General features: G+C 55.2%; 11 protein-coding genes. 7 read left to right on the forward strand and 4 right to left on the reverse strand.

What is annotated here, in order from left to right:
- Positions 1-259: 259 nt before the first annotated feature.
- A complete protein-coding gene (locus H3V53_RS03615; RefSeq protein ID WP_336596752.1) occupies positions 260-1219 on the reverse strand; it encodes a carbon-nitrogen hydrolase family protein in 960 nt (319 codons plus the stop codon).
- Between the two features lie 369 nt (positions 1220-1588).
- Between H3V53_RS03615 and H3V53_RS03620 the strand changes: the two genes are divergently transcribed.
- The 4 genes from H3V53_RS03620 to pdxR all read left to right on the forward strand — a co-directional run bounded on the left by H3V53_RS03620 (position 1589) and on the right by pdxR (position 5414).
- Complete coding sequence (locus tag H3V53_RS03620; protein ID WP_336596753.1) at positions 1589-1804, forward strand: rubredoxin; 216 nt, start codon at positions 1589-1591, stop codon at positions 1802-1804.
- 70 nt (positions 1805-1874) lie between these two features.
- The gene (locus H3V53_RS03625; RefSeq protein WP_336596754.1) at positions 1875-2510 is read left to right on the forward strand and encodes an FMN-binding negative transcriptional regulator; all 636 of its coding nucleotides are present in this window, start codon (positions 1875-1877) and stop codon (positions 2508-2510) included.
- Positions 2511-2573: 63 nt separating this feature from the next.
- On the forward strand, positions 2574-3821 hold the full coding sequence (locus H3V53_RS03630) for an NAD(P)/FAD-dependent oxidoreductase (RefSeq protein WP_336596755.1): 1248 nt from the start codon (positions 2574-2576) through the stop codon (positions 3819-3821).
- A 117-nt stretch (positions 3822-3938) separates the two neighbouring features.
- Positions 3939-5414 carry a MocR-like pyridoxine biosynthesis transcription factor PdxR gene (gene pdxR, locus H3V53_RS03635; protein WP_336596756.1) on the forward strand — a complete coding sequence of 492 codons (1476 nt, stop codon included), beginning with the start codon at positions 3939-3941 and terminating at the stop codon, positions 5412-5414.
- Positions 5415-5447: 33 nt separating this feature from the next.
- Here pdxR and H3V53_RS03640 read toward each other — a convergent pair whose 3' ends face one another.
- A complete protein-coding gene (locus H3V53_RS03640) occupies positions 5448-6371 on the reverse strand; it encodes a DNA-3-methyladenine glycosylase family protein (RefSeq protein WP_336596757.1) in 924 nt (307 codons plus the stop codon).
- Between the two features lie 834 nt (positions 6372-7205).
- On the opposite strand from H3V53_RS03640, the gene grxC reads away from it, so the two are divergent.
- From grxC to trxA, 3 genes are all read left to right on the forward strand, one after another.
- Complete coding sequence (grxC, locus tag H3V53_RS03645) at positions 7206-7469, forward strand: glutaredoxin 3 (RefSeq protein ID WP_336596758.1); 264 nt, start codon at positions 7206-7208, stop codon at positions 7467-7469.
- A gap of 84 nt (positions 7470-7553) precedes the next feature.
- On the forward strand, positions 7554-8060 hold the full coding sequence (locus H3V53_RS03650; protein WP_336596759.1) for a DUF1993 domain-containing protein: 507 nt from the start codon (positions 7554-7556) through the stop codon (positions 8058-8060).
- Positions 8061-8218: 158 nt separating this feature from the next.
- Positions 8219-8545 carry a thioredoxin TrxA gene (trxA, locus tag H3V53_RS03655; RefSeq protein WP_336596760.1) on the forward strand — a complete coding sequence of 109 codons (327 nt, stop codon included), beginning with the start codon at positions 8219-8221 and terminating at the stop codon, positions 8543-8545.
- A gap of 280 nt (positions 8546-8825) precedes the next feature.
- On the opposite strand, the gene H3V53_RS03660 is transcribed toward trxA, so the two are convergent.
- Positions 8826-9269, reverse strand: a complete 444-nt coding sequence (locus H3V53_RS03660) for a hypothetical protein (protein ID WP_336596761.1) — start codon at positions 9267-9269, stop codon at positions 8826-8828.
- A 458-nt stretch (positions 9270-9727) separates the two neighbouring features.
- Entirely contained in the window at positions 9728-9973 is a 246-nt protein-coding gene (locus H3V53_RS03665; protein WP_336596762.1) for a hypothetical protein, read from the reverse strand.
- Positions 9974-10271: the final 298 nt, after the last annotated feature.

Genomic DNA, 10271 nt, shown 5'->3' on the forward strand with positions numbered 1-10271 from the left:
TCTCACGGCCCACTCTTGTCGCTGCAGCGAGGTGCCAGTTATCAGCGGGCGGAAGTTGAAGTTTGAAAACCTCGGGGCAGAGTCAACAGTGATGATGCTCGCGCCTTATGTTTCGGCACTGGCGATCGATGACCCCGCGAAGACAAGTTACATTAGATTTACGAAGCTGCGCACCTTCGAGGATGAGGGCGCAGCAACCTTTGCGAATCGATGCGCCGGATCGTGTAGTTCTAAGTTGTGCCTCGCCTCGTCATGATGCTCATCGCGAAGAATCGGTGTTTTCCTCGATGACCCGACGAATTGGCTCACGATTGATGCGAAGCTGGAGCACATCAGGGCGTGAATAGTGTCCGCCAGCATCAGCTGCAGCTTTGGCGACGATTATATTTTCACGCGAACCCTCAGCCATCAAGATGGTCTCGCCCTGGGCTGGCCCAGCAATTAGTTCTCCGCGCGGGTCGATGATCATACTGTCGCCGGTATGTTCCCACACCAGGACGTCCTTTAAACGATCGGGCGTGTTGGCACGGGTGCGCAGTCCGCCAACAAGGATGACGTAACAGGCGGCTTGTGAGGCAAAAGCTCGTGAAAGTAGCTTTTGCCGACTATAGACGGGAAGTGGGGAAGGCGGCGCAGCGCCTTCTCGCCCCGGCCAGGCTGCAATGTGGATATCGACGCCTTCGGCGGCGAGTGCATAGGTCGGCAGGATCATGTTGTGCTCCCAACAGTTCAGGCCGCTAATGCGACCATAGGGCCTTTCATAAGTCCTGAGACCGACTCCGTCACCCTCGCCCCAGATCGCACGCTCGGAATACGTGGGTTTGAGCTTACGATGACGTCCGAGGATTTTTCCCTCGCTGCCGATAAACAAAATTGTGCAGTAGACGGTGCCTCTGGTCACCGAGTCTCGTTCCAGTATCCCTATAACAACGTCGATGCCAGCCTGTTTTGCGGTCGCACATAGCTTGTCGGTCGTAGGACTCGGAATTTCGACGGCACTGCCCACATACTCTGCGACATGATGATTTGACTGTTGAGGACCTGCATGAACAAAAAATGGGAATCCTGGCAGCCAACATTCGCCAAAAGCCGCGAGCGTTGCACCCTGTGCACCTGCATCCAGGATCAACTTGCAGGCTTTTTCCAGAGAGGCATCCATATCGAAGGGGATCGACTCGGCCTGAATCGCTGCCAGTTTGAACTTGTCGATAAGAGGCATGTTGAACTCCAAAATTCGCAGTCGTAGGGGAAAATTATCTTGGCAAGCCTTTTGAAACGATAGAAATATGCGGCGCCAAAAATGCAGCAGACAGTGCCACTTTGCGTCGTTTGTAATGAACCATTCTCATAGACGCTGATTTATATTGAAATTCGGGTGCTCCCTCTGATAGCGGAGTGGACCGCTGCACGGCCTGAACGCCCGAGAGGCTTCGCCCGTCAAGATTCGAGCGGATGACGTACATGTGCGGGAAATGGACCAGCTCATTAAGGCGAAAATGGAGCTTCCGTATTCGAAGCTGCAGACGGACGATAAGACTTACGGTCGATAACGGCCTTTATCTGTTTCCTTTCCCCTAGAGGCTAAGCCATGACCATCGAGTCTTCAATTACTGCCCCGGGCACAGCATCCGCCGAGCCGTTCAAATCGTGGCTTTGTGTTATCTGCGGGCTGATGTATAGCGAAGAAGAAGGGCGTCCAGAGGATGGGATTGTCGCTGGCACACGCTGGGAAGACGTCCCCGGTAACTGGATTTGCCCGGATTGCGGTGGGACGAAAAGCGACTTCGAGATGGTTGAAATCTGATCCCGTAACTGTCGCTACGCCTGAAATATTGCAGCTGTCTATCAAAAAGCAGTTTTACCCCGGAGTTTACATGTACGTACCCGCGCACTTCGCCCCGCCTGACGTCGAGTCCCTTCGTCAACTGATCGTAGACCATCCTCTGGGTGCGCTCATCACCAATACGGGAGGCGAACTGGATGCCAATCACATTCCATTCGAGCTCGACCGTAATGCAGGCGAGCACGGTATTCTCAGAGCGCACGTTGCACGTTCCAACAGCGTCTGGACAGAAGTTAAAGACGGAGACGAAGTGCTGGTCATCTTTCGTGGTGACGAGGCCTACGTTACGCCTTCCTGGTACCCGAGCAAGCATGAATTTCATAAGCAGGTGCCTTCATGGAATTACCGCGTCGCCCACGTGCATGGCCGCATAACCGTGCGTGACGATGAAAAATATGTGCGCGGCGTGGTTGCACGTCTGACGCGAACGCACGAGGCATCCCAACCCAAGCCCTGGAAGATGACAGACGCGGAGCCTGAATACCTGGAAATGATGCTCCGCAACATAGTCGGAATAGAGATTGAGGTGATTCGGTTAGGCGGGAAGTTCAAACTGAGCCAAAACCGTGAACTGAGAGACCGTGTAAGCCTCGGCGAAGCGCTCAAGGCACAGGGTGACGTAGAACTTGGCCAGGCGACGCTCGATAGCATTCAGCAAACCGCATGAGGCTGTTATCCACACCTGAGACGACGAGGGTGTGACCGACTTTTCCTGCCGTAGGAGTTGTGAATGGACGCACGTGCAGTGATTGTGGGTGCCGGGCACAGTGGTGGCAAGGCTGCACAAGCTTTACGCAAGCGTGGCTGGACCGGCCCGATTACATTGGTTGGTGATGAAAGTCAGCCGCCGTATGATCGCCCACCGCTGTCCAAAGCAGTGCTACTGGGCAAGAAGAGTGTCGGGTCATGCCTTTTTCGCCCGGATGAATGGTATAGAGAGCAGAGCATTGACCTGATTCTTGAGCGGAAGGTCACAGCTATCGATCGGCAGCGCAAGTGCATCGTTCTCGACGACGAGCAATGCATTTCATACGACTGTCTCCTGATTGCGACGGGCGCTGAACCGAATCCGCTGCCGATCCCGGGCGCCAATTTGCCCGGCGTGAGTGCATTCCGAACGGCGGACGACGCAACTCGAGTGTCCTCGTACCTAAACCCTGGAACGCAGGTCGTTATCGTCGGAGCTGGGTTCATCGGGCTTGAAGTTGCCGCTGCTGCTGTTGAGAAAGGATGCGTGGTTACCGTGCTCGAGATGGCATCGGCACCTCTCGGTCGTGTGTTGCCGAAGATTGTGGCTAGCGCCCTGACGGAAATCCATTCCCAACGAGGAGTGATGTTTCGCTTTGGCGTGTCGGTCGCTGAAATCGAAGGTATCGAGCGGGTAGAAGCCGTACGCCTGGCTACCGGTGAACGCGTGTCATGTGACCATGTGGTGTATGGCGTTGGTGCGCGTCCCCGCACTTTCCTCGCAGAAGAGGCCGGCCTGCACGTTAGCAACGGCATTCGGGTCGATTCCTCTCTTAGAACTACAGATCCAGACATCTACGCATGCGGCGACGTGTGTTCTTACTACAGCGCGCGTTACAAGCAGGATCTGCGGCTTGAGTCCTGGAAAAATGCAGAGGATCAGGCCGATCTTGCGGCCCGGAGCATGCTTGGGCACGAGACCTCATATGATGAATTACCGTGGTTCTGGTCGAATCAATACGAAGTCGCATTGCAGGTCGCAGGTTTGCCAACGCTGGGTTCGATAACCATCTCGCGCCCGGCTGGCCGGGGGGTTTTGTTTTTCTCTCTCGACGAATCGGGCGTCTTGATGGGGGTGTGCGGGCTTGGGCCAATCCCCGATATCGCTGTTCCGGTGCGTCTACTGAAGGCCTGGATCGACTCAGGGGTTCACCTGTGCGTGGATCGACTAACTGACGTGACCATCCCGCTAACCGACGCACGCAATTTTGAACTGGCTGCGGCGTCGTAGTCGGTTTAGTCGAACGAGTACGGCGAAGATACCTGATTATTGAAAGGAAACTGACAGCGTGTGCGACGGCTATAATCGGTTTTGATCATTCATAGCTGGCGTCCGAACGCGAAAGCAATGTCAAAGAAAACAAACACAGTCGAAGCTCCCGTACTGGGTGCGATCGATAAAGTGGCGGGGCACGTAGGCAAGCAACTCGCCAGCATGTTGCGCGATTCGATTTCGCGAGGCGATCTGAGGCCTGGAGAGCGTCTCCCGTCGACTCGCACGCTTTCAACGTCGCTGGGCATTGCACGGGGAACAGTAACAGAGGTATTCGGGCAGCTTATCGCAGAAGGCTACCTCGAGGCGAAAATAGGCGCCGGAACGTTGGTCGCGCACACGATCGCTGATCCGCAATGGGAGACGAGTTCACCGCGACCGGAGCCGGATAGTTGCAACGCTCCTGTCTTACCCACCAATGCAGAACGTTACGCGGCTGTCGCTCGGACGCTTACTCCGCTCCCTGGGATACCGTTCGCCATTGGAGTCCCCCGAGATGAGGTCGCGCTGGACGACAACTGGCGCAGGCTGGCGAATCGAATTCGCTCGACGCAAATAGCAGCACCTTCCAGTTACAGTGACCCGACTGGTCTCCCAGCCTTGCGGAAGGCCATTGCGGATTACGTGCGCAAATCCAGGGCAGTCGTCTGTTCGCCTGAGAACGTGATCGTGCTAAGCGGGACGCAGCAGGGTCTCTTCGTCGCATCTAAGGTGCTGCTATCGCCGGGAGATGTGGCCTGGGCTGAGGATCCGGCCTACCCAGGCGTGACTGCAGTCTTGGCCGATGTCAATGCGCACGTTCTGCGTGTACCCGTTGACCCGAATGGAATGGACGTCGAGTATGCGATCGGCACGCTCAATGCTGCGCGTGCGGTCTTTGTCACACCTTCGCACCAGTATCCGCTGGGAATGCCTCTGAGCATGAGCCGGCGGAAGACATTGCTCTCATGGGCTCGCGAGAATGGGGCCTGGATTGTCGAGGACGATTACGATAGTGAACTGCGGTACGCCGGTCACCCCTTTCCATCGATGCAAGGGCTTGCCCCGTCACGGGTCATCTACCTTGGGACGTTCAGCAAGGTGCTCGCGCCATCACTCAGGCTAGGTTACGCTGTGGTCCCAACGCCACTCGTTGAAGCCTTTAATGGTGCCCGGCAACTGATGGACCGGCATGCACCGACCGGTGATCAATACGTCGTTGCCTCGTATATGCAGGAGGGCCATTTTGAAGCACACATCCGTCGTATCAGAGGCATTTATGCGGACCGTCGCGCAACTCTGATTGCAGAGATTCAGAAACAAATATACGAAGTCGAGGTGCAACCGAGCGACCAGGGCTCCCATCTGATCATCTGGTTCAGAGACCCGGTTGAAGATCGACAGGTCGCCGCACGCGCTGCAGCAGCTGGAATTGCAGTGAAGGCTATTTCCCCGATGTACGCTGGGCCTGGGCGTCGGTCAGGCCTCATGCTCGGCTTTGGTGGCTTTTCGACAGAGCAGATCGAGCAGGCGGTTGCAAAACTTGCAGTGGTGATCCGAGAGTTTGCGTGACAGTACGGTGCTGTGAGCAGGCAAAAGAGAGGTTTAACCACCGCCAGCGCGCCCGGACTCCATGGCAAATCCGTTCCAAAGATGAATCGCAGCATAAGCTCGCCATGGCCGCCAAACTTCGCTTCTAGCTTTCTGCTGGCCAGGTCGCGTAAGTGCAGGGTCGCGTTTTGTGATCGCATTCATCAGAACGAGGTCGGATGCCGGCCAAGCATCGGGGTCTCGAAGCGCACGCATTGCTACGTATTCAACGGTCCAAGGCCCAATTCCGGGCAACTCAAGCAGCGACGTGCGAATCATGGCGCTGTTTGCCTCTCGGTTGTCCAGCGGGAGGGCCCCGCTGGCGACGGCGGCCGCGACAGTCTGCACAGTCGCAACACGTTTTCCCGGCATTCCGATGCCCGAGAGATCTGCTGCTGCCAACGCAGCAGGTGTCGGAAAACGCCATGCAGTGCCCTCATGCGGATGATCCTCGATTCGCTTGCCTGCGCGCTGAACGATTCGCCCCATCACAGTCGTTGCGGCCTTGACGCTAACCTGCTGTCCTACGATCGTACGAACGACAAGCTCAAATGCTGACCACGCGCCTGGCACGCGCAGACCGGGCGAAAGTTCGACCAAAGGGGCGAGCCATGGATCGGCCGAAAAACATTTGTAGATGTCTTTCGGATTAGTTTTCGTATCGAACATGCGTGACATAGGCTCGATGAGGTCATCAGCGTGCCTCGCTACCGAGCCGTCAATGGTAGCAACCAGGCACTTTCGCTTCGAGTGCAAGCGGACTTCCATGGTGCCGTCGTCTTCGCCCCACTCAATGGCTCGGCGATACACGCCGTCCTCGACGGCTTCCACCCCAGCCGACGAGCGGCCGTCAAAAAACTGAAGCATCTTGTGCCAGTCAAACGGGGGTTTGAATGGCAGTTCGACTACTACCGCGCGTGATGAAGAGGTGTGCTTCATAGAAGGTCAAAATTCGGAAAAGAGAGTTTCGCTTTCGCTGTTTATTGAAGCCGGCCAAGTCACTAGAGTGTTCCCCCATGTCGTTTGCGAATGTTCCAGAGCGCAGCGACAGTGCTCCGCATCTTCAACCTTGTCGGATCGGGCAATGGATACCGTCCTGGTCGCTAACGAAACGTGCACCCGTTCGGCGGCCGATAAGGAGGCTATCAGGTTTTGCCGAAGACCACCGCTGGGGAGCTTACTTTAGGGAGCGCCGCCGATTGAGCGATCTGGATGACGATGATAAGCTATATTTTAGCTGGAATATTACGGGCTGGTTTTGAATCCCACTAAAATTGGGGACAAAGCAGATTTCAAAATCAGGATGAGGTGAATTCGCTTCGGTGCTATCTGGCGACAGGCGATCGAGCGAGCGGTAGTGTCACCGGTCACCGGTTGTGGAGCGAGCGCATGAATGTGTTAGTGAAGATTGGTGTTGTATCCACCGCCCTGGTTTTTCCGCTTTTGGTATTCGGCCAGACGGGCGGTTCGGGTGGAAGTGCAAGCGCATTGCAGGCGCAACAAAGTGGGCCACGCAGCACAGGTGGGCATGAAGAGGATACTTACCGGTCGACGGGAGCCGTTTCAAACGGAAGCCGTGAGACCGGCACCGACGGCAGTCGAGTCGGATCCGCTGGGAGCGACGGGACATCACGCGAAATTACAGTGAGTTCGTACTCTCCTCCGATTGCAGTTTGGCGACGATAATCGCATATGCTGGTTGCGGATTACATCGATCGATGATGAGCCCCGCGTGGCTTGGGATCGCAGCGTGCGGCTGAAAAAGGAGTAAAGATGAGCAAAGTAATGATGTATAGCCGACAGGTCTGTCCATATTGCGACAGGGCTGAGGCGTTGCTTCGGTCTCGTGGCGTAGACCAGATCGAAAAGATCATGGTCGATACGAATACCCAGGGCCGGGACGAAATGATGTCCCGTACCGGTCGACGAACTGTGCCCCAGATTTACATTGGCGATACGCATGTAGGTGGTTTCGATGATCTGGCGGCACTGGATCGAGCTGGCGGTCTAAGAACGCTGCTCAATGGTATCAGTTAGTGTGAAAGCAAGCGAAAAACGGGCGGTAGCTAAAAATCTGCGCTGTTTTTTCTACGCAGAAATGCGGCAATAGAGGGTCTTGATATGTATCAGCAAGCGATCGCACAATGCACACAGGCTTTTCTATCCTTTGAGAAGATGCTCGAAAAAGCCGAAGCACATGCGGAGCAAAAGAGGTTTGACGTTAATGTGCTTATGCATAGTCGGCTGGCTCCTGACATGGCGCCATTCCTCTATCAGGTTCAGAGCGCATCTGATTATCTCAAAGCCGGCGCCGCATGGTTATCAGGGCAAAGGCCGCCTCGCCTTGAAGATAATGAAAGAACAATCGACGAGGTCCGCGCTCGCATCCGTAAAACGGTGGAATTCACACGGAGTGTCGCATCCGAGATGTATGCAGATGCCAGCAGCCAGCGCGTGAAGGTTTCCTGGAAACCGGGCAAGATTATTGAGGGCCAGGATTACTTGTTGCAGATCACTATTCCGAATGTCTATTTTCATGTAGCAATGGGATACGCGATCCTACGTAAGGATGGAGTGGATGTTGGCAAGATGGACTTCCTGGGGCCGATAAATTTCGTTGATGCGTGAACGTAGACGGTAGAAAAGCGCCAACCTTTGTTGCACTACCTGGCAATGCCACGGTAACAGGATGGCAAAGCAGCAATGCGAGCGGCAGCCGCTCGCATTGTTTGAATCAGTTGGGGTGAGCATCCGATTGTGACCCTGGCATAACGGAGCTGATGAAAATGAGTGACTTAATCAAACACGTTAGCGATGCATCGTTTGAAGCTGATGTCATCAAATCTGGCAAACCAGTGTTGCTAGATTTTTGGGCGGAGTGGTGTGGTCCATGCAAGGTGACGGCCCCAGTGCTGGACGAGATTTCGAAGGACTATGGTGATCGTCTACAGGTTGCAAAGCTGAACGTAGATGACCATCAAGAGACTCCGATGAAATTTGGCGTTAGAGGAATCCCGACTCTGATGCTCTTCAAGGACGGAGTGCTGAAAGCGCAAAAAATCGGGGCGTTGACCAAGTCACAACTATCCGCATTTCTGGACAGCAATTTGTAGCAAAGGCGCTATTTTGTTGGGGGCTTCTTCTTCGAGAAGTTCCCTTTTCGCGGCTGCTGATTGTCAATCGCGCGCGTCTATATCGTGCGACGCCCGTACGAGCCGGGCAGTAGATCGTTTTTTTTTGCCAAAGCTGAAAATTCGGCGCGATCTTCAACAAGGGCGAGCAGGAATGATCGGCCTCCATGAGCGCCAACTGGCGCACGTATGTGTCCGGCGTGCGAGTTCGCCAGAATTGATGTGCGTACCCTGCAGCGCTGGAAGGCCTATGAGGGGCTCGTCAAACACGAAGCCCGGGCCGGCCCGGCGCGACTTGCTCGCTGCGAGTGCACGCCTTGAGTCCGGAGGACCGGGCAAACGTGCTGCGCGTTGCCAATGAGTCGCGATTTGCCGACATGCCACCGAACACGCCGCACATCTGGTGCGCCAAACGGCGCGAATAAACCGCCACTGGCTGGTTGCTGCCCTCGAGGCCAAACCCGCACCGCACGGCGACGTTGGCGCGGCTCTGAATTCCACCACCGTGCTGGGGATGCCGCACTGGCTGGGCATCAAGCCGTCGTACTCGTGACCCCGGGTTAGTGGCGACCATGCCTTCCTTGACGCGCTGTTCCGCATCGCGAGGTACCGGCCGGACTTTCTCGCTACGGGCTTCGACGACGTGAACGCGGCCCGGAGTTCGGCTGCTGAATTCGTGCAGTGGTACAACGTCGAGCATCGTCATAATGGCACCCGCCATGTGACGCCCGCGCACCGTCATGCCGGCGTGGATTGCGTATTTCTCGCGGGCACGTCACACCCTGTATGTGAGAGGCGCGTGAATACAATCCGGCCCGCTGGTCGCGTCACACACGCAACTGGACACTGATTGAACCTTGGTCGCAGATAAAAAGACGCCGACAATTGTCGGCGTTGAAGGCCTCGAAATTCGGGGCGAACCCAAGGCTAAGAGGAGACTGTTTTCCATAACACGCAGGCGTGAGTATGTCGGGTCATCAGTCTGTTTAAATCTTCGGGATTCTGATTGTCTGAAAATACCGACCTTGACGCCGATCCGGCGCCCACGTTATTGCTTGCGCATAGACTCTTTTACTCTTAAAGCGCAGAATCACCAATGTCGTTTGGTCATAATCCTGACGACTCTGCCGTATTTAGTCGTTACTGCGAGATTTTTGCCCCGATTCAGTTCGACGCCGTCAGATTTGTTCCAGCATCCACCGTAGCATCATTCGGAACTGCTGCTTTCACGCCTGATTGCGACGCTGCTCGTTCAGCTGCCAGCGTTTGAGCACTCTGGCCGCGCTGAGATGCCGATGCACCAACGTCCGGTCGATAAAAAGGAGCAGGGCCATAACCACTCGCAAATGCGCCGGACGAAATGGTTATCAAGCTGGGCACGAGAAGCGCGGCTAATGTCTTAAGTTTCATGATGATGTCTCCACAGATAAATTGAGAACCAGGAATGCTGGCAAATATTCGCGCTTTTTTGGACGCGACGAACAGTAAACACAGTCTATCTGTTCGATTGGTTAACTTAAACTGCGCACGTGGAAATCAGTTTTCCTTATTTTGTACAATTTAGGCAAATTGATGCTGACGTTTTTTAAGCGTCAGCTGGGAAACAGCTGTAAGCGTTGCTTCACTACCGTCTGTTCATAGGTGCTCGAAATCGGCAACCTAGTTCCCACCAGATCAAGTGGGAATCAGAACGATGGAAACGAAGGCG

Origin of the sequence: Paraburkholderia bengalensis (genome assembly GCF_037126505.1) — a bacterium.
Taxonomy (GTDB): domain Bacteria; phylum Pseudomonadota; class Gammaproteobacteria; order Burkholderiales; family Burkholderiaceae; genus Paraburkholderia; species Paraburkholderia bengalensis.